The sequence below is a fragment of the Acaryochloris sp. IP29b_bin.137 genome, assembly GCF_028285745.1.
Taxonomy (GTDB): Bacteria; Cyanobacteriota; Cyanobacteriia; order Thermosynechococcales; family Thermosynechococcaceae; genus Acaryochloris.
This window is the reverse complement of record NZ_JANQOP010000197.1, coordinates 1-24,923: the sequence shown is the minus strand read 5'-3', so window position 1 is coordinate 24,923 and position 24,923 is coordinate 1. Positions and strand designations below refer to the sequence as shown.

Annotated in this window: 23 protein-coding genes; 9 read left to right on the top strand and 14 right to left on the bottom strand. The window is 48.0% G+C overall.

All coding sequences use genetic code 11. The annotated features are described in order from the left end of the window. Positions 1–60: 60 nt before the first annotated feature. The 3 genes from Q0991_RS14235 to Q0991_RS14225 all read right to left on the bottom strand — a co-directional run bounded on the left by Q0991_RS14235 (position 61) and on the right by Q0991_RS14225 (position 1,475). On the bottom strand, positions 61–219 hold the full coding sequence (locus Q0991_RS14235; RefSeq protein ID WP_299489421.1) for a DUF547 domain-containing protein: 159 nt from the start codon (positions 217–219) through the stop codon (positions 61–63). Positions 220–531: 312 nt separating this feature from the next. Beyond that, a complete protein-coding gene (locus tag Q0991_RS14230) occupies positions 532–687 on the bottom strand; it encodes a high light inducible protein (RefSeq protein ID WP_012165247.1) in 156 nt (51 codons plus the stop codon). A 377-nt stretch (positions 688–1,064) separates the two neighbouring features. Then, positions 1,065–1,475, bottom strand: a complete 411-nt coding sequence (locus Q0991_RS14225; protein ID WP_299489419.1) for a hypothetical protein — start codon at positions 1,473–1,475, stop codon at positions 1,065–1,067. A gap of 193 nt (positions 1,476–1,668) precedes the next feature. Here Q0991_RS14225 and Q0991_RS14220 point away from each other — a divergent pair, with 193 nt between their 5' ends. Then, entirely contained in the window at positions 1,669–1,869 is a 201-nt protein-coding gene (locus Q0991_RS14220; RefSeq protein WP_299489418.1) for an Imm17 family immunity protein, read from the top strand. Positions 1,870–1,968: 99 nt separating this feature from the next. On the opposite strand, the gene Q0991_RS14215 is transcribed toward Q0991_RS14220, so the two are convergent. The 3 genes from Q0991_RS14215 to Q0991_RS14205 form a co-directional block, all read right to left on the bottom strand. Further along, positions 1,969–2,193, bottom strand: coding sequence for a hypothetical protein (locus Q0991_RS14215; protein WP_299489416.1), 225 nt, complete (start codon positions 2,191–2,193; stop codon positions 1,969–1,971). A gap of 7 nt (positions 2,194–2,200) precedes the next feature. Further along, entirely contained in the window at positions 2,201–3,973 is a 1,773-nt protein-coding gene (locus tag Q0991_RS14210) for a DUF5942 domain-containing protein (protein WP_299489414.1), read from the bottom strand. 173 nt (positions 3,974–4,146) lie between these two features. Then, the gene (locus tag Q0991_RS14205; protein ID WP_366524960.1) at positions 4,147–5,067 is read right to left on the bottom strand and encodes a LysR family transcriptional regulator; all 921 of its coding nucleotides are present in this window, start codon (positions 5,065–5,067) and stop codon (positions 4,147–4,149) included. 133 nt (positions 5,068–5,200) lie between these two features. On the opposite strand from Q0991_RS14205, the gene Q0991_RS14200 reads away from it, so the two are divergent. From Q0991_RS14200 to Q0991_RS14190, 3 genes are all read left to right on the top strand, one after another. After that, the gene (locus Q0991_RS14200) at positions 5,201–5,908 is read left to right on the top strand and encodes a pirin family protein (protein WP_299489411.1); all 708 of its coding nucleotides are present in this window, start codon (positions 5,201–5,203) and stop codon (positions 5,906–5,908) included. A 366-nt stretch (positions 5,909–6,274) separates the two neighbouring features. Continuing rightward, a complete protein-coding gene (locus Q0991_RS14195; RefSeq protein WP_299489410.1) occupies positions 6,275–6,823 on the top strand; it encodes a heme NO-binding domain-containing protein in 549 nt (182 codons plus the stop codon). A 4-nt stretch (positions 6,824–6,827) separates the two neighbouring features. Next, positions 6,828–8,756 carry an ATP-binding protein gene (locus tag Q0991_RS14190; protein WP_299489408.1) on the top strand — a complete coding sequence of 643 codons (1,929 nt, stop codon included), beginning with the start codon at positions 6,828–6,830 and terminating at the stop codon, positions 8,754–8,756. Positions 8,757–8,857: 101 nt separating this feature from the next. On the opposite strand, the gene Q0991_RS14185 is transcribed toward Q0991_RS14190, so the two are convergent. Beyond that, positions 8,858–9,259, bottom strand: coding sequence for a universal stress protein (locus tag Q0991_RS14185; RefSeq protein WP_299489406.1), 402 nt, complete (start codon positions 9,257–9,259; stop codon positions 8,858–8,860). 189 nt (positions 9,260–9,448) lie between these two features. Here Q0991_RS14185 and Q0991_RS14180 point away from each other — a divergent pair, with 189 nt between their 5' ends. Continuing rightward, entirely contained in the window at positions 9,449–10,654 is a 1,206-nt protein-coding gene (locus Q0991_RS14180) for a phosphoglycerate kinase (RefSeq protein WP_299489405.1), read from the top strand. 106 nt (positions 10,655–10,760) lie between these two features. On the opposite strand, the gene Q0991_RS14175 is transcribed toward Q0991_RS14180, so the two are convergent. The 4 genes from Q0991_RS14175 to Q0991_RS14160 all read right to left on the bottom strand — a co-directional run bounded on the left by Q0991_RS14175 (position 10,761) and on the right by Q0991_RS14160 (position 14,694). Further along, positions 10,761–10,994: a hypothetical protein gene (locus Q0991_RS14175; RefSeq protein ID WP_299489403.1), complete on the bottom strand. Its 234-nt coding sequence runs from the start codon at positions 10,992–10,994 to the stop codon at positions 10,761–10,763. A 29-nt stretch (positions 10,995–11,023) separates the two neighbouring features. After that, the gene (locus tag Q0991_RS14170; RefSeq protein ID WP_299489402.1) at positions 11,024–12,127 is read right to left on the bottom strand and encodes a hypothetical protein; all 1,104 of its coding nucleotides are present in this window, start codon (positions 12,125–12,127) and stop codon (positions 11,024–11,026) included. A gap of 116 nt (positions 12,128–12,243) precedes the next feature. After that, positions 12,244–13,536, bottom strand: coding sequence for a histidine--tRNA ligase (gene hisS / locus Q0991_RS14165; protein ID WP_299489401.1), 1,293 nt, complete (start codon positions 13,534–13,536; stop codon positions 12,244–12,246). A 360-nt stretch (positions 13,537–13,896) separates the two neighbouring features. Then, positions 13,897–14,694 carry a hypothetical protein gene (locus tag Q0991_RS14160; protein WP_299489399.1) on the bottom strand — a complete coding sequence of 266 codons (798 nt, stop codon included), beginning with the start codon at positions 14,692–14,694 and terminating at the stop codon, positions 13,897–13,899. Positions 14,695–14,894: 200 nt separating this feature from the next. Between Q0991_RS14160 and Q0991_RS14155 the strand changes: the two genes are divergently transcribed. After that, positions 14,895–15,554: a hypothetical protein gene (locus tag Q0991_RS14155; protein ID WP_299489398.1), complete on the top strand. Its 660-nt coding sequence runs from the start codon at positions 14,895–14,897 to the stop codon at positions 15,552–15,554. Between the two features lie 172 nt (positions 15,555–15,726). Continuing rightward, on the top strand, positions 15,727–18,327 hold the full coding sequence (gene acnB / locus Q0991_RS14150) for a bifunctional aconitate hydratase 2/2-methylisocitrate dehydratase (protein ID WP_299489423.1): 2,601 nt from the start codon (positions 15,727–15,729) through the stop codon (positions 18,325–18,327). Between the two features lie 386 nt (positions 18,328–18,713). Here acnB and psb28 read toward each other — a convergent pair whose 3' ends face one another. Next, complete coding sequence (gene psb28, locus Q0991_RS14145) at positions 18,714–19,049, bottom strand: photosystem II reaction center protein Psb28 (protein ID WP_299489397.1); 336 nt, start codon at positions 19,047–19,049, stop codon at positions 18,714–18,716. A 239-nt stretch (positions 19,050–19,288) separates the two neighbouring features. Continuing rightward, entirely contained in the window at positions 19,289–20,116 is an 828-nt protein-coding gene (dapB, locus tag Q0991_RS14140) for a 4-hydroxy-tetrahydrodipicolinate reductase (RefSeq protein WP_299489396.1), read from the bottom strand. A 156-nt stretch (positions 20,117–20,272) separates the two neighbouring features. Here dapB and Q0991_RS14135 point away from each other — a divergent pair, with 156 nt between their 5' ends. Both Q0991_RS14135 and Q0991_RS14130 read left to right on the top strand, forming a co-directional pair. After that, a complete protein-coding gene (locus Q0991_RS14135) occupies positions 20,273–22,906 on the top strand; it encodes a TIGR03960 family B12-binding radical SAM protein (protein ID WP_366524959.1) in 2,634 nt (877 codons plus the stop codon). Positions 22,907–23,665: 759 nt separating this feature from the next. Continuing rightward, a complete protein-coding gene (locus Q0991_RS14130) occupies positions 23,666–24,472 on the top strand; it encodes a sigma-70 family RNA polymerase sigma factor (RefSeq protein WP_299489394.1) in 807 nt (268 codons plus the stop codon). Between the two features lie 124 nt (positions 24,473–24,596). On the opposite strand, the gene Q0991_RS14125 is transcribed toward Q0991_RS14130, so the two are convergent. After that, the gene (locus Q0991_RS14125; protein ID WP_299489393.1) at positions 24,597–24,791 is read right to left on the bottom strand and encodes a hypothetical protein; all 195 of its coding nucleotides are present in this window, start codon (positions 24,789–24,791) and stop codon (positions 24,597–24,599) included. Positions 24,792–24,923 lie beyond the last annotated feature (132 nt).

The window sequence follows — 24,923 nt, the reverse complement described above, 5'->3', positions numbered from 1 at the left end:
ATTGCTTACGCAAAACAGGTCATCAGTTCGAAAATTTTTGGGATGCGGTGGATCATGCCTTCAGAAAAGTGTCCTAACCCAATCTTTGATTGCTATATCTGGGACATAAGCTTCTGCCCTTAACAGCGGACAGCCCATTGACGCACAGACTAAGGCAAAATGTAGGCGTGGATCAGAATTCTTGCTGCCAGCGGCTATAGGCGACTTGGCCTTGGTCATTGACATATGTCCGCAGCAGGTTGTCCCAGGTCGCTAAATTCAGTTGGATCATGAATTAGGGGATCCTAATTTAGCAGGGCTGTCAGTCTTACAAGTGACGAATCCAACAGGCTAGATATAGGCCCGCGTCCACTTTTGAGTGACAGGGCATTAAGGAAGGGATCGGTGTTCTCAAATCATTCGGTGTGAGCATGATGTGATCGCACATCACAATCCAAGTTCACCAAAAAAAGACCCCAACTTCGAGCTAGGGTCTGATAACAAGGAAGAAGAAATTAAAGACTGTTAGCCACAGCCAGACGCTAACGAAAATTAGTTAACGAAGAACCAGGCAGAGAGCTGACCAAGAATTCCTTTTCCGGTTAAGACTTCAGTGACCAAAGCGATGAAAAATCCATACATCGCTAAGCGACCGCTGAAAGTCTCTGCATAGCTGGTGAAACCCCAAACTGGATTCTTAGTACTCATGTGTTCGACTCCGTAAAAAAGCTTATGTGAATCAATATAACATAATGTAAAGTTTTGTCAACACCAGACCCAACAGTCTAGAAAGTTGAATCTGTCCTGAGGGTTCTGAATCACGCTGGATCAAGCTTGGAGCGCTATCAAGATAGGGGCAGAAGTTTGCTTAAACCTATGCCCACTGGATTTATTACACCTCACTCACTGCTCAATGACAGTACGGGGCAACCGCCATCAAAGTCAGGCATATGGGTAAAAAACGGGGGAAATATATCGATAAGCATCAGCATGACTGATGCTAAACAGGCATTGTTGAGCATCAGGGGATATCCAGTTCTAAATTAGGGGTTTATTCGGTGAGGCTTTGGCATCACCCCCATTGCCTAGCTATCAATCATGAGTTTTAAGCCATGAACGGGGCAAACCGGAATTTCCGCTTCTCGACTCTGGCGATACCAATCCTGATTACATTTTTCGACTGGACAGACATACCGAGGACTTTCGACGGAACGCTCAACCCCGGGGAGGGGGTAATAAATTCTGAGCGCTTTAAGGATATCTTCAGCAGGATAGCTTTCCTCCAGATATAACCGAATCCAGTCTCGAGTCGACTGATGCTCAGATAAAAGGTGGGAAAGTTTCATATGACTCCCCTGCTCCAGGGAAACCTTGGACAGTAATCCTTCCAACTGCCGCTCCAATCGCTGAGCATTGGGAGCATTTAAGAGTTCTGTCAGATAGGGTTGGATTGCTCTAGCGGCTTTACAAATGTCATCTGCGGAATAGTTCATCATTCGCTATGCTCGTCGATAGTTGAATGGTTCAGATAGCCACAAACTTAACAATAGTCCGTTGCTGGTGCTGCTTGAGTCCTGAATTCCCCGTACCTCTGTCGGGGGAGGGGATCAAATGAAAGAATTATTAATGGATACTTGGTGTTCAATCCTTGGAAACGTACAATATCCCCGCATAGATTAGGGTAGAACAATGGGATGGATATTAGTGCTTTGTGGTATTTTCTCAATCTGTGGGGCTTGGCTGAATTGGGATTGGTTTATGAATAACCGAAGAGCACGGTTTTTCGTCTCTATCTTCGGTAGAAATGGAGCCAGGGTGTTCTATGGGGTGCTCGGTAGCGTTCTGGTTGTAGTCGGTTTGCTGCTGGCGCTGGGGATTATTCAATCCTAGGCGGATAAATCAAACATTCGTGATTATCCTGGGAATGCTGAGGGCAATTGCGTGTTCAGCTGCCCTGAACAAGGTTTCACTTTGCGTTAACCTTGGGCGTTAAGAACTGAGGATCTCAAAGTTTTGAACCTCTAAGACTGGGCCAATCATGGCCACCGTCATAATGTCGTCTCGAATATTACCCGTCACCTTTATGGCTAGCCCTTCTTGCTGTAATTCAGCAGGCGGTTCAAAAAGTTCATAGGTGGTATCGTTAGCCGTCAGAGCCCATACCCCGAGGCCAAAACTTTGATAGGTGATGGTTCCTTCTGCTTCTATCGTCATGCTGATCTTAGGCGGAACGAGAGGCGGATTTGGATGCTAGATAAAACAACGCCAAGCATAGCAAAGCATTGATGCCTAGGAACCCTTGAGCAACGGCTGTGCTGCCGAACCACACCACTTGAGGCGCGACCAAAGCACTGACCGCGAGACAGGCCGTAATTCCTGCCGAACCACCCAGGGCAAACCACTTGAGTTGGGGATGGCTTAGGAGAAGGACAATCAGTCCCAGGGCGATCAGGACATTGGCCGTTAGGGGATTTAACGCATTTGCCCCTGAAATCGCACCGCCCAATTCGGGTAAGGAACTCCCCAACACCCGTAGAGGCCAGTGGGGCAGGTCGACGAGGTGGAAGCAGCGCAGGATAAATAAGCCGGTACTGCCCAATATTAACCCCCATCCCATAGACCAATTCCAGGGTAGACGAAATAGCCAGGCAATAATCGCGGCAGTGGCAAGCATCAGTAACTTATGGCCCCACTGAACGGCCCTAGCATCGAACCAAAAGCGCGGCCCTAAGAAAAAGCCGTTCCGTAACCATCCCATAAAGCCGTTAAAACCAAAACTCTTTTGCGCGGCTAAGCGGACGGCCCGACTGGCATCTAACTTACCTGTACCGAAGTAATTGGCGGCATCGTCTTTAACAGCAACCGCAGATTGCTTCAGAACTTGTTCAACTTGATCAGGGCTTTGAACTCCGATGGAGCGAATTAAGGCAGCAACCCCTGCCACGTGGGGAGAAGCCATGCTGGTGCCTTGAAAGGCGGCGAAGATGGAAGAGCCATCACGAGGATTGATGGTGTTTTGCAAAATGCCGCCCAGGCGATCATTGCCTCTCAGGGAGCCGCCAGGGGCTGAAATATCGACCCCTGCCCCGTAATTGGAATAAGGTGCTTTTTGCCCTTCAGAATCCAAGGCAGAGACCCCAATCACATGGGGATAGCGGGCGGGGAATTCTACGGCACTTCTAGCAGCATTTCCAGCAGCGGCTACAATCACCACGCCTTTTTGGTGGGCATATTCAATGGCTTCGCGCATCAGTTGACTTTCTCCACCCCCGCCCAGGCTCATATTGATCACGTCTGCGCCGTTGTCGGCAGCAAAGCGAATGGATTCGGCAATATCTGAAACGGTGCCGGATCCGCTCCGACCTAGCACCTTGAGGGGCATCAGTTGGGCTTCATAAGCGATGCCCGCAACGCCAAAGTTGTTGTTGGTGGATTGAGCGATGGTGCCGGCCACATGGGTGCCATGACCATGATCATCTGTGGCATTCGCCCGATCGTTGACAAAGTCATAGCCGGGAACGAGGCGTGTGCGCTTTAAGTCGGCAACGGGGGCAATTCCTGTATCAATAACGGCTACCGTTGTCCCTCGCCCCCGACTGGCTTGCCAAGCAGCCTCCATATTGATGCTCTTAAGATTCCATTGCTTATCGAAATCAGGATCGTTGGGACTAAACAATGCCTGATAGGTATAGTTGGGCTCAACAAATTCAGTAAACTCCTTAATCCCAGAGTTTTGAATGGCTTTCAGGAGCTGTTCATCTCCTTTAGCGATAAACACATGGTCACTCAGGGAAAATTGGCTGTTGTAGGTTAAGTCGGTTTGGAATTGAGTTGATAAGGACTCGACCTTCCGTTCAATCTCGGCAGAGCTAAGAGATTCCTTGAAGTCAAAGATGATGGAGTCATATTGCCCTTGAGCTGACAACCCTTGAAAATTTGCGATCGCCCAACTGAAACCAGCGAAAAACAAAAGCAACAGCAGCCATTTTTTCATATCAAATCCTTAGCAAAGTGAGTTGCTGATACAGCGTTCCAGAAGGGGATCTAGATTCCCTGGTCATTCGAGATCGGGAAAACTGGGTGTTGATCAGGGAATCATTGATTGGAGTTCTGAATTTTCAAAGTCTGAACTCTCAAGTCCATTGGTATAGTTCTAGTGTTCCCATTTTAGTTCTTGCCAGCCTCTCCGACCAGTTGCGGCTCTTGACCAAACTGCGCCTGTAAGAATGCTGTGAACAACTGTACCTTGGCCGACAGGTGTTTACTTACGGGATAGAGGATATAAATTGCGATCGCAGGACTTTTATAGTTCGATAAAACCACCTGTAATCGGCCAGATGACAAGTCAGCCCCCACCATAAAGGTCGGTAAGAGCGTAATTCCTAGCCCTTTCAGGGCGGCTTGCCGTAATACCTCTCCATTGTTAGAACAAACGTTGCCTTGGACTCGAATAGTATGGGTTTGCTCTGGTCCCTTAAGGTACCACTGATTGAGGGGGGCTAAATAGCCATAGTGGAGGCAGGAATGCTGCTTGAGCTGGTCGGGATGGTCAGGAATTCCCTGTTGTTGCAAATAGGTAGGGGCCGCACAGAACACCCGCTGCGCGGGGCTCAGTTCGTGAACAATTAAGCTGCTGGCTGTTGGGCGGGCGGAAATCCGGAGCGTAACGTCGAACCCTTCTTCGATGGGATCAATAAAGCGGTCATTCAGGGCTAATTCCACCTGTAATTCTGGATACTGGGCCAAGAATTCAGGCAAGATTGGGGCCAAATACCGAGTACCAAAGGATATGGGCGCATTCACTCTTAGCGTACCTTTGGGGTTCGTTTGGTATTGGGTAACTGCTGCTTCTGCCTCTGATACCGCTGCCAAAATTCCTCGACAGCGTTCGTAAAAAGCCAGGCCCGTATCAGTTGGAGTCACCTTACGCGTCGTGCGTTGTAAGAGCTGAGCCCCAAGGCTGTCCTCTAGATTAATCACCAGTTTATTGACGTGCGATCGCGATAGTCCCATTTGTCGTGAAGCTGCCGCAAACCCCCCCGCATCCACAACTTCTGTGAAGGCGCGCATACTCTCAAGCCTATCCATATTATTGTCAATAAATAAGCGACAATATGTCAATAAAATATCATATTGTCATCTTATTGGAGTTATTCGATAATAGAACTATCACCGACAAGGTGATTTACCCTTTTCTTTCGCCAATGAGAGGTCGACTCAAATGATTGAGATTCGTTCTGGTCAAGACAGAGGATCTGCCCGCTTAGACTGGCTTCAGAGTTATCACACATTTTCCTTTGGTCATTACTACGATCCTCGCCATATGAGTTTTGGCCCCTTGCGAGTGATAAATGAAGATTTTATTCAGCCAGGCCAAGGGTTTGGTACACATGGTCACAGAGATATGGAAATTATTACCTACGTCCTAGAGGGGGCTTTGGAGCATCAAGATAGCCTAGGAAATGGCTCCATCATTCAACCGGGAGATATTCAGCGAATGACGGCTGGCACTGGGATTCAGCATAGTGAATATAATCCATCTCAGTCTGACCCCGTTCACTTACTTCAAATCTGGATAGTTCCCGACAGGGAAGGATTAGAGCCAGACTATGAGCAAACCCATGTTGCCCTTGAACAGCAGAAAAATCGTCTACATCTTTTAGGTTCAAAGACCAGCCAACGGGGAGCCGTTACCATTCACCAAGATATAGACCTATATGCAGCCCAGCTCAGTCAGCAAGGTTCAGTTACCCATACGTTGCCAGCACAGCGTATGGCCTGGCTGCATGTTGCCAAAGGGGCTGTCCAAATTAACGAAGTTTATGCCTTGGTTGCTGGAGATGCTGCTGCCATTACGAATCTCCGTGATATTTCCATTGATAGTCAGTCTGAAGATGCTGAAATCTTGCTATTCGATATGGTGGCTTAGCTTGGCAACAAGTGGACTATAGAACAAAATCAGTCCATTAAATTCAAATGCCAGGACAACTCATCACATCATCTGATTAAAATATGGCCAGAGAAAAATTGAGAGATTGTGATGTGCAAATTCTAATCACCCGAGCTGCAGGGAAAATAGATCCAGCCCCACAGTAGGGGTTAGAACCTTTGTTTATTTCATCTCAGCTCAAAAAAAATGCGATGGACTGTACTGAATTTAAGGAAATTTCTTGAATAGAACTAATTCTTTTAGCCCGATTATGGGTTCTTGATAATATTGAATAAAATAGTGGTAGATAGTTATATTCCAAGATATTTATTTTCTGAGAAAACTAAAAGAGTAGGGGGATGCTATATGTATGGCTTAGTGAATAAAGCCATCCAAGAAATGGTTTGTGATCATTTTGGTGAAGAAGCTTGGCAATCCATAAAAACGCTTTCAGAAACTAAGTCTGACAATTTTATTAGCTTAGAGAGTTATCCGGATGATCTGACCCATCGCTTAGTAAAATCTGCTAGCCAAGTGCTAGGACTATCAGCTGCCGAGATCATGGAGGATTTTGGCAAATATTGGGTTAAGTTTACTGGGCAAGAAGGGTATGGCGAAATGATGGATTTGGCTGGCGATGATTTGCCAGAGTTTCTAGGAAATCTTGATGATTTGCATAGTCGCCTTGGGGTGATTTTCCCCAAAATGCAACCCCCCTCCTTTCAATGTAGCGATCAGGAAAGAAACACCCTCAATCTCCATTACTACTCTCATCGACAGGGAATGGCCCCCATGGTGTCAGGGTTAGTGGAAGGTCTAGGCGAACGGTTTGATACGGCGGTGGAAGTCACTCAAATCCAGGATCGCGAACAAGGGGCTGATCATGATGTTTTCTCAGTTACCTACCAGGCCTAGCACATTGTCTGCTCCCTTGAATTACAGCTTGCCTCCAGAACAATTTTCAGCTGCATTTCCCTTTCATTTTGTCCTGAACTCAGACTTGAAAATTGTGCAGGCGGGTAGCTCACTGGAATTGCTACTGCCCAACGTTTGTGGTAGTCAGTTTAAAGATCAATTTGTGATTCAGAGGCCGCCGATCAAGCCTGATTTTGTCAGTCTTACTGAACCCTGCCGCTCCCTGTTGATCTTGAATTGTTTACAGATAGGGATGCAGTTACAAGGACAAATGATGCTGGTCTCGGAACAGGATTTAATCTTTTTCCTTGGCTCTCCTTGGGTAACAGAAATCCGAAAATTAAAGCCATTAGGATTGAAACTAAATCATTTTGCTGTTCATGATCGCATCTCAGATTTTCTGTTTCTCCTGCAAGCCAAAAATGCGGCCTTAGCCGAAGCCCATAAACTTGCGGATGAGCGAGCCCAAAAATTAGTAGCTGCTAAGGAAATGGCAGAGAGTGCCAATCTGGCCAAGAGTACATTTCTGGCCAGCATGAGTCACGAGCTGCGAACCCCGCTGAATGCCATTCTCGGTTTTTCTCAGCTATTAAGTCGAGATGCGACATTAACGCCCGCCCATCTCCATAAACTCAGTATTATCAACAGTAGTGGCGAACATCTATTAGCGCTTCTGAATGACATTTTAGAAATGTCTAAAATTGAAGCTGGACAGATCATCCTCGATCCCACAGATTTTAATCTGCATCATTTTCTGGAGGGATTGTATAACCTTTTTCAGCAAAGGGTTTTCTCAAAAAAAATTAATCTTAAATTTAAATACTCCAAGACCGTTCCTCAATATATTCAAGCCGATATCAAAAAGTTACGGCAGGTCCTGATCAACTTGCTGGGGAATGCCATTAAGTTTACAGATGAAGGGCGGGTTCAGCTCACCGTTGGGGTGGCTCAATCTCATCTCGCTCCCCACCCAGAGATGGAAACGAGGTCAAGCTGTGCGTTAACCTTCTCGGTTTCAGATACAGGACCTGGGATTTCAATCGAAGATCAGGAGAAAATTTTTCAACCCTTTTATCAAACGGAGTATGGCAAACAATCCCACCAAGGGGTTCATGGGACCGGATTGGGACTCTCTATTAGTCGTCAATTTGTAGAGCTGATGGGGGGAGATTTATCCGTGTCCAGTCAGCTGGGTCAGGGGGCGACATTCTCGTTTACGATTCCAATCCTTCTTTGTCCTGGTGAGTCCCTCGTCGCCAAGCCTGAGCAACGCGTGCTGCAAGTTCATCCTCATCAACCGATCTATCGCATTTTGGTGGTGGAGGACCATGCGGATAATCGGTGTTTACTAGTGACGTTGCTGGCAACAATTGGCTTTCTGGTTAAATCTGCCCAAAATGGACATGAGGCCCTTGACATTTGTGAGGAGTGGCATCCTCATTTGATTTGGATGGATATCAAAATGCCGGTGATGGATGGCTTGGAGTCGACCCAACGAATTAGGCAAATGCCGAATATTCCGCAGCCTGTCATTATTGCTTTAACGGCCAATGCCTTTGAGGAAGATAAGGAGCGGGCAATGGCCTGCGGGTGTAACGACTTTCTTCGCAAACCTTGTCACGAAGCGATTATTTTGGAACGAATGACGCAGCATCTTGGGGTGAAGTACTTATATGAGGAACTTACGCCCCCGCTGACCAACAGTGATTCACTGTCACTCCCCAAGCGCAAAGATCTGAAGGCGAAACTCAATACAGTCATGTCCAAAACATGGTTGATGCAGCTTCAGACTCGAGCCATCAATCTGGATACCGAAGGAATCACCGACTTACTGGATGAGATTTTGCCTGAGCACCAGGATTTAAAGGATATTTTGGTAAATTTAGCGGAAAATTATCGTTGTGATGTGATTCTTGAACTGACGCAGCAGTAGTTTCTTGAGAGTCTGAAGTTAACCCAAATAGTGGCAATTAGATGTCTAAGGATTGAATGTCCCCTGCTGTCCTGAGATGATCGAACCGCCACCGGATGGGGTTAGGGGATAACCATGACTGGACAAGGGGCCAAATTAATGACGCGATTGCTGACGCTTTCAGCAGCGCCTTCTTCGGTTAAACCGACCCCTCGGCAGCCCATGACAATTAAGTCGGCATCGATTTCATCCGCATAATCGCAAATACAAAAGGCGGGTCGACCTTCTTGTTTGATGGTTTCTGCTGCAATTCCCCAGTCGGAAAAGGCAATCTTGGCATTTTGGAGGAGTTGATCGACGGATGGATTGGCGGTGCCAGTGGGTTCAGTGGCCTCCTCGGGAGGAGTTTGGACGGAGAGAATGATCAGTTTGCTCTGGCAAAATTTGACAATCTCAGCCACCTTCTCAGCCGCATCTTGAGAAGCACGACTTTGATCAATTGGAAACAAGATCGTCTTAAACATGTAGCTCTACTCCAGGGTACGGACTCCGGTAAAATATGGACGGCACGGAATCAGTTCATAACTTGAAACCAACCCGACCAACGATAGTTAGGGTATGGATTTATCCCAATCCTCATCATGCCAATACCCCATGCTTACCGCCATGGGGGGGTAATAAAACGCAATAGACGCATTTAGGAGATTTTGATTGTGTCCAAGAAGACAATAGCCAATTTAACATCAGCCGATTTATCGGGTAAGCGGGTGCTTGTCCGTGCTGACTTTAACGTGCCGCTGGATGGTGAAGGCAAGATTACAGACGATACTCGGATTCGAGCTGCCCTGCCGACGATTAAAGATCTAACGTCTAAAGGGGCCAGGGTCATTCTGGCCAGTCACTTTGGTCGCCCTAAGGGTCAAGTTAATGAATCCATGCGCTTGACGCCAGTCGCAGTCCGACTCTCTGAGTTATTGGGTCAACCGGTGACCAAGTGTGATGACTGCATTGGGGATGAAGTCGCTGCCAAAGTGGGTGCTCTCCAAGATGGTCAAGTAGCGTTGCTGGAGAATGTTCGCTTTCATGCTGGTGAGGAAGCCAATGATCCTGACTTTGCTCGTCAATTGGCCTCAGTCGCTGATTTGTATGTGAATGATGCCTTTGGGACGGCCCACCGAGCCCATGCTTCTACAGAAGGGGTGACCCACCACCTGAGCCCTTCTGTGGCTGGCTATCTGATTGAAAAAGAGCTGAAATATTTACAAGCGGCAATTGAATCTCCTCAGCGTCCGTTGGCTGCGATTGTAGGTGGCTCCAAGGTCTCTAGCAAGATTGGCGTGATTGAAACCTTGCTGGATAAGGTGGATAAGCTGCTGATTGGCGGTGGGATGATTTTCACCTTTTACAAAGCCCGTGGCCTAGCAGTGGGTAAGTCTTTGGTGGAAGAAGATAAGTTAGAGTTGGCTCGGTCTCTGGAGGCGAAAGCTAAGGAAAAAGGTGTGGCATTGTTACTCCCCACAGATGTGGTGGTAGCGGATAATTTTGCTGCAGATGCAAATGCGCAAACGGTCTCTATCAACGGTATTCCCGATGGCTGGATGGGCTTGGATATTGGTCCTAATTCTGTTAAGGAGTTTCAGGCTGCGCTGGCAGATTGTAAAACTGTGATCTGGAACGGCCCCATGGGGGTGTTTGAATTTGATAAGTTTGCGGCGGGGACAGATGCGATCGCAAATAGCTTAGCCACGATTACCGAAACAGGGGCTGACACCATCATTGGTGGAGGAGATTCTGTGGCTGCCGTGGAAAAAGTAGGGGTGGCTGAAAAAATGAGCCATATTTCGACTGGCGGTGGCGCTAGTTTGGAACTGTTGGAAGGCAAGGTCCTTCCTGGAATTGCTGCCCTGGATGAGGCTTAGGCTGCATTGATTGTCTCAGTTCATATAAGCTGAATACATTTGTGAAAAACGGAGGCTACTTAAGGAAGTGGCCTCCGTTTTTTTCGGGGACTGATGGTAGAAGAGGTTATTGGGGGGTGAGCCTTTTGTCAGCTATAGCAGTGTTGCTTTTGTCTGTGATCTGAGTAGAGGCGGATTGGGGCATCCAGGGTAATCCTCCTAAAGCAGATTCGTTGGACACAATGGATAGAATCGCTCCCCCCAGCAGCAAAATTGGCAGGGGAAGACTGAGGTGATGTAGCCAGTCTAATCCTCTCGCTACAGCCATCAGTACTAGAAAACTAATCAGCCAAATCCGCATAATTGTTCTTCAATCCTTCTATTGGGACGTTAGGATTTCCCTTGGGTGGGGATAGGAATCAGCGCTTTACAGTTCTCTGGATCGAGCTGGAGGTGCTCAAACGATCGGTCGTGGAGAGGTGGTTCAGAGACCGGGATGTCGCCAAGAGCTAATGCCTGTAAATTCTGTAAGAAGCGGGTTTGAAGATCGAGAGACCTAAAGTCCACATCGATTGCTTCGCCGTAGGTGTCTAACTTGCTCCAATAAAGCCGACCTAAGGCAATGGATAGTTCTCTATAGGACAGGTCTGCCCAGTGATCTAAGTGAGGAAAGACCGGGAGCTGAGGTAAGGGGATATCGCTGGGGTCTAAATCTGACTTAAACAATTCGGGGGGAAGAATCAGTCCAGGCGAAATTTCAAAACGAATCAGTGGAGTGTGCTGGGGGATGTTAGGGAGTTCGGGTTGAGCTGGAACGGCTTCTAACTTTTCTGCTGACGTTTTCTCTGATTTTTTGTCTGACGTTGTTGGGGAGGGTTCAATTTCGAGAGTGGCAAAGGGATCGACTTCAATGGCCATGAAGGCGGGGGTCTCTGCTGGAGGCGGGACCAGCAGGTCTGGGTCTACCAGGTCGATGTCTTCTACTGCTTCGACTGCAGGGGCGAAATTATTCCAAGCGGTTTTAGCACTGATATCGGCTGTAAATAGAGGCTTTAGGTCATCTGCACGAGTTGAGCTTGGCTCAGGCTGGAGGTTGAGGGGTGGGTCTACAAATTCCCACTCTTCATCTAGATCGATGTCATGGGTGAGGACATGTAGCTGAACACAGTGACAATCCACCTCCGAGAGGCCGAAACGCTCGTCTGGTTGGGGAGAGCAGCTAATAATCCAACGTCCATGCTGTAAGAATGTGGGGGGTAAGACTTCAATCCGACCTTGGGAGTCAGTTCGGTGCAATTGTTGCTGGACGACTTCTTGCCATACGCCGTCTTGGACATACTGATGCCGAATATGGACCTGAATCGGGCAATCTGCTTCGCTTGCCTGGGCAATCAGCTGATATCGACCAACTAAAATCTCAACGCTGAGAGATTCCAAGGGTAACCACTCAAAATCACCCTCTTTCTGAATCAAGAATTCTAAGTCCACTGTCATCTTGTTTTATGTCCTACTCCACACAGCCACTGTTCAGATACCCACATTCCTCGGTAATTGTCAAGAAAGTCCAACTTGGAGGCCAGTCTAACCGATCCTGGCCTCAATTGGGAGGATTAGGTAGAGATTTTAGATCGGATCGCGGCAATCTGATGCTGAAGCTGGTTCGTTTGGGTGTTGAGATCGGCTTGAGGCAAGGTTTCTTGCTCACCGGATTGCAGCCATTTGAGTTGGAGGGTGCGATCGCACGCTTCGGTATCGCCCAAAATTAAGCAGGCAACGGCTCCGCTCCGATCGGCACGTTTAAGCTGTTTGCCAAAGGCACTCCCACTCAAATCCATCTCGACTGAGAAGCCATTTTTTCTCAAATTTTGGCAAATCAGCAGGGCTTGAGCTTTGGCCTCTACTCCCCGGGCCACGCAATAAAAATCTAAAGATTGATTTAAGGCGATTTCAGCTTTTTGGAGGAGCAAAATCAGCCGCTCCATCCCGATTGCCCACCCTACCGCTGGTGTTTCAGGCCCCCCCAGTTCGGCAACGAGACGGTCATATCGACCGCCCCCACAAACTGTAGCCTGATTCCCTAGTTCGTCTAATTCGAACTCAAAAGCAGTGTGAGTGTAGTAGTCTAATCCTCTAACCAGACAGGGATTGAGTGTGTAGGCAATATCTAAGTCGGTGAGAAGCTGCTGAACCTGGTCAAAGTGCTGTTTAGAATCTGGTCCCAAGTAATCCAGAATGTTGGGGGCAGATTGGGCAATTTCTTTAGTCTCTGGATCTTTACTATCGAGAATACGTAGAGGATTGCGCTGAAGACGATCTTGAGAGTCAGGGTCAAGGTCGTCTTTGTACTGATTAAGATAATTGACTAGGGCCGCTCGATATTTTTGTCGATCTTCTGAAGTGCCCAGAGAATTAAGAGATAAGGTCCATTCCGGTACGCCTAAGGATTTGAGAAGCTGGGAAGCAATGGCAATAGCTTCCACATCGGCTCGGGCATCCGTGCTGCCTAGGCACTCTAAGCCTATTTGGTGAAATTGGCGTTGTCGTCCAGCCTGGGGCCTTTCATAACGGAACATGGGGCCGATATACCAAAGGCGCTGTACCCCCCCTTGGGCATAAAGCTTATTCTCGATAAAAGAGCGAACGGCTCCGGCGGTGCCTTCAGGCCGCAGCGTAATTGAACGATCGCCCCGATCCTTGAAGGTGTACATTTCTTTTCCGACGACGTCCGTGGCTTCGCCAATGCCGCGCTCAAATAGATGGGTCTGCTCAAAAATAGGAGTGCGCAGCTCTCGATAAGCAGCTTGATGAAGGAGTTGGCGGGCTGTGGCTTCGACATGCTGCCAATAAATGACTTCTTCGGGCAGAATATCGCGTGTTCCTCGTGAAACTTGAATAGATCCCATGAAAAATTAACCTAAGGTGCTGACCGATTTCAATATACTGGCGACTTGGTACAAGTCATTAATTAGGATTAAACAATGAGTAGACCTGGGACAACCCATATTGCTCCATATCGGTCTGAAGCTTGATAAAAATAAAATCGGTACCCTTAGTAATCAGTCCGAACCAGGTTGGGAACTGCTCTTAGTATAGTCATGTTGGCGGAATGCCCGGTTGCTTCTCTACCCCTTGATGGGCACGTCGTTTATGTAATAAAGTATCAGCTCACATCCAGAAAGGACATATCCACGGTTAGGGGAAGGGCTAAGCTTGAGGACACCTTCCCCTAACCGTGGAATACGCTCAACTCTAATTGATAATATCTACTCTGCGGGTCCTGCACTGTATGTCCCTGTTGACGGGTTGTACTTGTACACTAATGGGCGCAGACCAGAGGACTCGGAACGAGTTGTGGAAGACGGGTTGTTGAAAGTGCTCGCGCGATTTATTTCAGTTGAAGTCCGACTTCCAAAAGTAGAAATTGGGTTTGATGCCTTAGAGACTTTAGACGAAGAGGAAGACGTTAGGCGAAGGTTGGGATCAATGGGTTGATTGAGTCGTTTGATGGACTTGGCTTCCTCTGTTAAGGCGGAAGGAGAGTCAGATGAAGCATTCGCTTTAGGACTATTTTGGGTCGGAGGACTGGCTTTAGGGATATTGGGCTGTGTGGTCGGAATCGTTGCAGCTGAAGTAGGGCTTGAGGCTGGGTTGACAGATGGTGTCGTTGGGATCTGAACGGGTAGCCCAGGAATTGCCGAAGCTGGGTTTGCCAGGTTGGATGGTATTTCAATGGTATTCGGGGTTACTTTCGAGGCGTTGGCGCTTACTCCAGACGTGGGATTAGGCTGAAATTGAGAAGTCTCGCTATTTCCCTTAACCTGCGGCTTTAACGTCGGATCAGATGGGGTTGTTTGGGAAGGAAGCGCTAAGCTTGGGGCTGATGCGGATGATGTTGACGGTTTGGGCAAAGTGGAGCCCGACGAAACCGTCGAATTCCCTTTTCTCACCCCTTTACTGGCCTGATTATTGCAACCATACAACCCGGATATTGTTAACAAGGCGATGCATCCGCTCAGAAGTAGTGGAGTGGACGGGGCGGTTTGATTTGAATGACGGAGCATCATCTTTTCCTCTCATAGCGTCAGTAAACTAGCCTTGGGGTGATTCCATCTTGAAAAAGGCAATGGTTTGTGGTTAAGGTACCAGGTCTCTGTCATTGATGATGTAATCTAGCAACTCGTGAGCCGCTCTAAATCAGTATTTCTGTGCTTTGTCGAATAAAAATCTTACTAAGAAAGGATATTGTCGGGATTCTATCGTGATGATCCAGACTTCTCGAACTATCTTGAAACGCGCAGGTTGGTCACTGATTCTATTCGGGCTACTCAATATTTCGATGATGATCTATCGAGGTGAAAATGGCGTGAATTCAATGTCCAATCTGCTAAGTTTGGGCGTAATCGCTGGTGTCTTCCTTCTGAGGGGGAACTTAAAGGTTACGACCTGGGTAACTTGGTTCTCAGCGTTTTACTGGATGTACAGGATCTTCTCCACCGTCATCGGAATAATTGTGTTTCAGGATCAAGACCTGTGGATGACTCAATTTCGCCTGTATCCAATCTTAAGTTCTGTCTCATGGATTTTTACCGGAGCCTTAGTCATCTATTTGCCTTGGCTGTACTGTCAACTCCGCCATCAACGGATCCTGGCTGCCCTGAGGACATCTGGGATGGAAGCAGCGCCCCCAATGAGTGCATGGCTGGGCGGTGCTGGGTTGGGGATCATCCTCAGCATCCTTATCTATCTTGCCTTCAGCAGCGCTGATGCGGCTGAAGCCTTGCAACGAGCTAAGCAACAACTGGGCCCAAACTACAACTATCGGATGACTTCAATTGGTTGGAGTAATTCACAGGTGGAGGCAATTGTCACCGTCTACAACCGCAATAGCATTCAGTCGATTGATGTGGAATGGGCGAAATGACCTGGCAGTATGGCGCTACACAGTAGACACTGACAATCCAACGATATATTGGATATATCGGCTAAACTTTAATCTTCTCCCTTAGGGCTGCTTTGCTATCTAAGGCTGTAAATAAGGTTTCAAGTGAATTACTGTTATTGATTGAGAAGGCTTCATGGGATCTGGTTTGGAAATGCTGACATCTTACCGCCAACATGTTCAGGAACGGGCTGCCTTGGGCATACCGCCGCTGCCGTTGACGACTGAGCAGACGGCAGATCTCTGTGAACTGCTCAAGTCTCCGCCTGCCGGTAAAGAAGAAGCTTTGATGGCATTGCTACGCGATCGCATCCCGCCCGGCGTCGATCAGGCGGCCTATGTGAAGGCGTCGTTTCTGAGTGCGATCGCAAACAACGAAACCACCAGTCCCCTCCTCACTCCCATCGCTGCAGTTGAACTCCTCGGTACGATGATGGGCGGCTACAATGTTCAGTCTTTAGTGGACCTGCTCAAATCAGACAATACTGAGCTGGCCACCGCTGCAGCCACGGCTCTCAAACACACCGTCTTGGTCTACGACGCCTACCATGACGTGATGGAACTCGCCCAGACCAATCCCTATGCCCAGTCCGTCGTTGATTCCTGGGTGGCGGCGGAATGGTTTACCAGCAAGCCTGCCTTACATGAATCCATTACCGTTACCGTCTTTAAAGTACCGGGCGAAACGAATACTGATGATTTGTCTCCCGCCCCCCACGCCACCACGCGCCCTGATATCCCGCTGCATGCGCTAGCCATGCTGGAAACCCGGATGCCAGATGGTCTAGAAACCTTGGCTCAGCTTAAGCAAAAGGGCCATCCCGTCGCCTACGTGGGAGATGTCGTTGGTACCGGATCATCTCGAAAATCAGCCATTAACTCGGTCCTTTGGCATATTGGCGATGATATTCCCTTCGTTCCCAATAAGCGAGCTGGCGGCTATATCTTAGGGGGCAATATTGCACCTATATTCTTCAACACAGCGGAAGATTCAGGTGCCTTGCCCATTGAGTGCGATGTCTCTAGTTTGGAGACCGGGATGGTGATTAACATCTATCCCTACAAAGGCGAAATCACAGACGAGTCAGGTACCGTCCTCACCACCTTTAATCTCAAGCCTGAAACGATTACCGACGAAGTTCAAGCGGGAGGCCGAATTCCGTTGCTGATTGGTCGGTCTCTAACGGACAAAATTCGTATCGAGTTGGGAATGGAGCCGAGCGATGTCTTTACTCGACCCACTCCACCCCCTGATTCCGGTAAAGGCTTTACCCTGGCCCAAAAAATGGTGGGCAAGGCTTGCGGTCTTCCGGGCGTTCGCCCTGGCATGTCTTGTGAACCCTTAATGACAACGGTAGGGTCGCAAGATACCACTGGCCCCATGACCCGCGATGAGATGAAAGAGTTAGCTTGCCTTGGCTTTAGCTCTGATCTGGTGATGCAAAGCTTTTGCCATACCGCAGCCTATCCCAAGCCCGTTGATATTGATACCCATACCCATCTGCCCGATTTCTTCGCTTCTCGGGGTGGCGTCGCCTTGCGCCCTGGCGATGGCATTATCCACTCTTGGCTCAACCGGATGTTGTTGCCGGATACTGTCGGTACAGGAGGCGACTCCCATACCCGCTTTCCCTTGGGTATTTCCTTCCCTGCCGGGTCTGGCTTGGTGGCCTTTGCTGCTGCAATTGGGGCGATGCCCTTGGATATGCCGGAGTCAGTCTTGGTTAAATTTACTGGCGATCTACAGCCTGGCATTACCCTGCGAGATATCGTTAACGCCATTCCCTATGTGGCTATCCAAAAGGGATTGCTAACCGTCGAGAAACAGAATAAGAAAAATATCTACTCAGGCCGAGTTCTAGAGATGGAAGGATTGCCGGATCTAAAACTAGAGCAAGCCTTTGAATTAACGGATGCATCAGCAGAGCGATCGGCATCGGGCTGCACGATTAAACTCAGCGAAGAGACGGTAGCCGAATATCTACGCTCCAATATTGCCTTGCTTAAGAATATGGCGGCCCGAGGCTATCAGGATGCTCGGACGATTCTGCGCCGGGTGGCCAAGATGGAAGCATGGCTGGCAAATCCGACTCTTATGTCAGCAGATACCGATGCCGAGTATGCCGAAGTGGTGGACGTGAACCTCAACGAGATTCGTGAACCCTTAGTGGCTGCGCCTAACGACCCTGACAATATTAAGACTTTATCTGAGGTCGTTAATGACCCGATTCATGAGGTGTTTATTGGGTCCTGTATGACTAATATTGGCCACTACCGAGCAGCGGCGAAGGTCTTGGAGGGGGCAGGGCCGACCAAAGCGCGACTCTGGATCTGTCCACCGACTCGGATGGATGAAAAACAACTGCGAGAAGAAGGCTACTACGGTATTTTTGCCGCCGCCGGGGCGCGCACAGAAATGCCAGGCTGTTCTCTTTGTATGGGGAACCAAGCCCGCGTGGAAGATGGGGTAACGGTGTTCTCGACCTCAACCCGTAACTTTAATAACCGGATGGGGAAAGGGGCGCAGGTCTATTTAGGTTCAGCAGAGCTAGCAGCCGCTTGTGCCTTACTAGGCCGTATCCCTACTCCAGAGGAATATCAAGATATCGTCGCCAAGAAGATCGATCCGTTTGCGGATGATCTCTATCGCTATCTCAATTTCGATCAGATTGATGGCTTTATCGATGAGGGTCGCGTAATTCCCTTGGAGGAATTACCCAAAATTGAAGACATTTTAGGAATGCCAGTGAGTTAGGGAATGCCCAAAGAACGCTGCTGACCTATTGCTGGGTAAGCGGCGATGCTCTGAGCTATTTGCAGGGAGTTGAACCTAATGCCCCCGGTAGTCTCCCATATGTCAGGATCCTCAAAAGCGCTTTTTCATATGGTTCTCTGAGTATGGGATAAATCCTATTTTTCCAAAGCATCCTTACAACACTGCATCCCCTTGTCTCAATGCATTTCAAGAGGCTAATCGTAAGCGAGCTTCCTCACCTCCGAACCAATCAGAGATCCTAAGGGGATATACCTGGGTGAATTTGGTGAACGTACTGGTGACAGCAGGCTTTAGGGATCCTTATTTTGGGGTACTCCCAAATCTGTTTTATTGCAGAACAGGCGTCGTTGAACTTACTGCAAAATCTAGGATTTGGAAAAACCCAACCCATGCGCTTCGGCATAGCGATTCATGAACCGCATAAATCGGTCCCATTCTTCCTCGGACTTCATATCATAATTAGCTTCAATTGCATGAGGTTTGCCATTCACGAATTTGGCATTCACATCGAGGGTTGATAGTTCACCTTCTTCATCTTGCAAATACATACCCATAACATCCAACTTTCCTTCTTGGATGAGGTTGGGGTTTTCGAAGTAGAAAATTGCTCGGCCTGAACTACCATCTCTAGCTCGCGTTAACCGCACGTCAGGGATGACTTCTTCATCAACACCCCGAATAAACTGAATTGCTGCTGACATAATATGAGTTACTTTAAGAACAGTTAAGTCGTCTTTAACTATACTCACATAATCGTCATAAATGTTCCATCAAAGTTGTTCGTCCGCAGGCAATCCTATTTATGGACTGACCTAGGAGATGTCAGATATGAGCATTTACGACAGCACTTTTCATTGAAGTATTCGAGAGAAGCATATTTTGTCTCGTATTTTTGGTACTCGTATTCTAGGTGAATGTGTCTTTGCGAACAAACACTTCATTACAAGATCTTTTCCAATCCATAAATAAGCGTTTGTAATTGGGTGACTTTCCGAATGGATAAGAGAACACCTGGCATATAGCAGGCGCGATCGCTCGTATCATGCCGTAGGGTATAAAGCTGTCCTGGAGCACCAAATAAGACTTCTTGGTGAGCAATTAATCCCGGTAACCGGACACTGTGAATCCGGATATTCTCACTGCCTAGACTGCCCCTAGCGCCTGCTAAGTGTTCTTTCTCCTCGACAAGGGCTGGGTTATAGGTTTTCCCTAAGTCACCTAATAATTGAGCCGTTTTAACGGCAGTACCACTGGGCGCATCTGCTTTTTGATTGTGATGGAGTTCAATAATTTCGACATGGTCAAAATATTGTGAGGCTTGAACAGCCGCCTGTTGTAATAGCACCATGCCAATGGAGAAGTTGGGAATGACTAAGCAGCCCATACTGGCTTTTTCGGTAAATTCGGTCAGATCCTTCATCTGCTCATCGCTGAGGCCCGTGGTGCCGATCACGGGGTATACCCCATAGGCGATCGCAGCTCGGATATTGCTATAAACAGAGCTAGGATGAGTGAAATCCACCATCACGCAAGACTGTTTTTCTTGTGCTGCGGCAGCTAACACTGGTTCGAGTTCATTGGTCAACTCAATATTTACGGGTTCGAGGCCAACCAGTTCCCCGGCATCTAAGCTAAACACTTCAGGGTTGCGGTCAACCGCAGCGTAAAGCCTTAAATCATCGGCCTGAGCGACAGCTTTGATCACTTCCCGCCCCATTTTGCCAGCGGCTCCGGTGACGATAACGGGAATGGGCGTTGCATTGGACATAGTTGAACTGCTCGATTGACCTACTGCATTGACTGTATCAAGATTGGGGTTTTCCTGAAATTGGGAGAGGTCAGAATTTTAGCGCCTGAGTCCTAACTAGCATTGGCCCTCGTTATAGTAGATTTGAACGGTTAACGTTGAAATTTGAGATTGCCCGTGCCTGTTGCTGTTGAATCACTAATTACACCTGAGATTATGAAGCCCGCCCGTTATCTGGGTAACGAGCTTGGTGCAGTCCATAAAGACTGGGATTCGGCTACGGTGCGATGGGTGTTGACCTACCCTGAAGTCTATGAGGTGGGGGCATCTAACCTCGGGCATATTATTCTCTACAACATTTTGAATGCCCAGCCGCGACAACTCTGCGATCGCGCCTATCTCCCCGCTGCTGATTTAGCCACCAAACTGCGAGAGACTGAAACCCTACTGTTTGCCGTTGAAACCAAGCGATCCCTAACCGACTACGATATTTTAGGTTTTAGCCTCAGCTACGAACTGGGCGCTACCAATATCCTGGAGATGCTTGATCTGGCAGGGATTCCCTTAACTTGGCAAGAGCGCAATCAGTCAGGTTGGGGAACTACCAATGACATGCCGCTTATTTTTGCTGGGGGACAGACTGCTACCTCCAATCCCGAACCCTATGCCGATTTCTTTGACTTTGTAGCCTTGGGGGATGGCGAAGAGCTACTCCCTGAAATTGGCTTGGTTTTAGAAGAGGGCAAAGTTCAGGGATTAAGCCGCCAAGCAGTCTTGCTCGACTTAGCCCAAATCCCTGGCGTCTACGTACCTCAGTTTTACGATATGGCGGCTGATGGATCGGTGCATCCGAACCGTGCCGATGTGCCCAAGCGGATCTTGCGACGGGTGGCGGACCCCATGCCTGCCTATTCCATTGGTTTGGTTCCCTACGTTCAGACCGTCCATGATCGCCTCACCATCGAAGTACGACGGGGCTGTACCCGAGGCTGCCGATTCTGTCAGCCCGGTATGCTGACCCGTCCAGCCCGCGATGTTGAACCAGAACAGGTGGTAGATGCCATTGAAACGGGGATGCGAGAGACGGGCTATAACGAGTTTTCCCTGTTGTCCTTGAGTTGTTCTGACTATCTGGCCCTGCCCTCAGTGGGCATGGAAATCAAGAATCGGCTGAAGGACGAGAATGTATCCCTGTCTTTGCCCAGCCAGCGGGTCGATCGGTTTGATCAAGATATTGCCAATATTATTGGCGGTACTCGAAAAACGGGCCTGACCTTTGCCCCTGAAGCAGGCACCCAACGGATGCGGGACATCATTAATAAGGGCTTGACCAATGAGGAGCTGTTGCGGGGCATTAAAACGGCCCATGAGCAAGGCTGGACCAAGGTCAAACTCTATTTCATGATTGGCTTACCAGGCGAGACGGATGCTGATGTTTTGGGGATTGCGGAAACGATTCGGTGGCTGCGCCGAGAGTGCCAAGGTCAAGGCAAGCGGCGTCTTAACTTCAATATCACCATTTCTAACTTCACTCCTAAACCCCATACCCCGTTCCAGTGGCATTCTGTGTCGACTCAGGAATTCCAGCGCAAGCAAGATCTGCTGCGGGCTGAGTTTAGACGCTTAAAGGGCGTAAAGGTAAACTTCACGGATGTGCGGATTTCGGCGATGGAAGATTTTGTCGGCCGAGGTGATCGCCGCTTAGCGCCTGTGGTGAAACGAGCCTGGGAACTGGGGGCTGGTATGGACTCATGGTGGGAGAGTTTAGACAAAGCCTATGGGGCCTGGACCGATGCGATCTCAGAAGCCAATCTCACCTGGAAATACCGCCAAGTTGAGCAAGGGGAGTGGAATCTGTTTGATCTGCCCTCATCTGCAGCCTCTCCACAACAGCCCGATCAACCCCCTCAGAATTTAGGCGCACCTTTACCCTGGGACCATTTGGATACGGGCATCGATAAACAGTGGCTTCAAGACGATCTGAAGCGCGCCCTAGAAGCGGCAACGGTCCCCGACTGTTCCTTTGAAGGCTGCTCACACTGTGGAGTCTGTAGCGTTGATTTTGGCCATAACGTCGTCATCCCCCCGCAACCCATTCCTGCCTTTCAAGGTAACTTTGTCCCCAATCAGGAGCGCGTTCAACGCATTCGGGTCTGGTTTGGGAAACAGGGGAATATGGCCCTGGTGAGTCATCTAGATTTATTGCGATTGTTTGACCGTATTGTGCGGCGATCTCAAATTCCCATCGCATATACGGGCGGGTTTCATCCTAGTCCCCGAATTGCCCCAGCTAATGCTTTGATGCTGGGAGCCACGAGTTCTGGTGAGATCATAGACTTTGAGTTGACCCAAACAGTAGATGAAAAAGCGTTTGAGCAGACTCTATCGACTTATTTGCCAGATGATATTCCGCTGTACAAAGTAGAGACCATTGATCTGAAAGCCCCTTCGGCAACTCAGTCCGTCTTTCAGGCAGAGTATTTACTAACCCTGGCCCTAACAGATCCAGAACCTGCGGAAGCCGAACAATGGCAAGCTTGGATCGAACAAATTCTGAGCGCTAAAGAAATCTTATTTGAGCAAACCACTAAATCTGGGAAACAGAAAATAGTTAACCTGCGCGATCGGTTATTCAGTCTCACCTTGACTGAGTCAAAGCCAAGTATTCAGATTGACTATATAGGTAGCTGCAAAAACGATGGCACGATCTTACGGCCAGAACATCTACAATTTATGTTCACTTATGTTGCTCATCGCCCCTGTGAAGTAACCCAAATTAAACGAATTAGACTAAACCTCCAGCAACACTAGCAGTTTGCAAAATATGGATCACCGCTCAGTATTTTAAGAGCGATGATGTCAGGATGAGTAGCACCATATTTCAAGGACATCGAGGGCGACTAGATTTCAATCCAAATAGAAAGCTAAAATGATTTTACTCAAGGAAGAGAAGGGAGCTAATCGTTGAATGCATTAGCATCCAATACGGCATATTTTAGGCTCAACTTGCTCAGATAATCTGTTGTAATAACTTACGTTAGATGTGACATAGCTTAACGAAACAACGGACCATACGAGACAGAAAAATAATGCTAGGTAGATTAAGAAGAGAAAAATAATTTACTTGGTAATCTGAGTTTAGGATGAGCTGTCGCCCTTATCAATACATAGGCTGAAACCTGCATTCTGTCATAGAATCATTGCAGAAATAGGCTCAACGGGATTAAGTACTTCAAAGACTAACTAATCTAGCCTGATTGTTGATTCTCTTTTCAACTTTGATGAACTATGGAAATAATGTTGATCCCCACAGAGACTCAATAGAGGAAATCCTTGAAATGGCTTAACCCATCTCAATATTGCACCCAAACTGTCAGGTAAAAACAGAATAAGAATTCGAAAAGAAAAATAAGAAATATTTATAAAAAGCTAATAAAAACCATGTTCGCTTAATGAAAGTTGAGACAGGAGCCCGTTTTTTCAGATTTTCTTAAGAAACGCAAAGAAAGCTTCCTATTCAGATGATTTTAGGGTACTACCTCTAGCAATGGCGTTTGTGGGGAAACAAAAATGGCGGGGCAATATGACAGTCTTCATTACTATTTGAAAGAGATCGGAAGATATCCCTTATTAACCCACGAAAAAGAAATTGAGCTAGCTCGGCAGGTCCAAGCCGGAAATGTACGAGCTAAAAAAAAGATGATCGAAGCTAATTTGCGCTTAGTTGTCTCAATCGCCAAAAAACATCAAAATCGCGGCCTACCACTTCTGGATTTGATCCAAGAGGGGAACATTGGCTTAAGTATTGCTGTGGAGAAGTTTGAACCTGAGCAAGGCAACCGATTTAGTACCTATGCTTACTGGTGGATTCTACAAGGTGTGACTCGGTCGCTGCAAAATAAAGGACGCGTCGTCCGTCTCCCCGTGAAGCATTGGCAAGTGGGGAACCAAATTAAACGAGCCCGCCATAAGCTTAGCCAAATCTTAGGGCGAGAACCCACAGTTGCAGAAATTGCAAAAGAGATGGAAATGGACTTGCCGCGGCTAAAAAAGTATCTCCTTAGCTTGCAAGAGGCCGTATCCTTAGACAAATTCGTAGGGGATGAGAAAGATACAACCCTCGGGGATTTGATTGAATCAGGTGATCCGACCCAGTCTTACTTGGACATGATGCTACAGAATGAAGAATTGTCTGAATATATGTCCTTACTGGATGAACGCCAACGCTTTGTGATCATCGAGCGATACGGGTTGGAAGATGGTAAACCTAAATCCATGGAAAAAATTGGCCAGAAATTAGGTGTCAGCCGAGAGCGAGTGCGGCAAATTATCAAAAAGGCCATGAAAACTTTGGAAAAGTATGCTGTGTCGGCTTAAGCGCAAAGCGAGAGGTATGGAGCGACCACCCCTACTGAAAACATCAGGCAGAGTCTACGGTTTCTGCTTCTTCTGCACTCACGTCGGTTAAAGCTTCGTGGGCCTGGGGGGTAGGAAACCGTTGTTAATGCACCAATCGCTGCTGGGTTTTGGCGGGTACCTGAATCCCGGTTAAATAAGCCACATCTTTAGCGGCTTGAGCATAGGAGACATTGGCACTGATGCGCAAACAACAATTCTCTAAATGAAGACTGATTTGACGATAGGGGGAAACGGCTAGATGCTGTGCCTGTTGAGTGGTAACGCTTAGAACACCCAAGGTACTTTTCAGTCGTCGGTTGCGGCCTGCTGCTGTGCCAGTAGCTGTGCGGATAAAAAATGACCGAGTTCGGGACTGACATGAGTTTGAATTTGCTGACGCACCGTCATCTCAATGCCTTCTAGCGTCTTC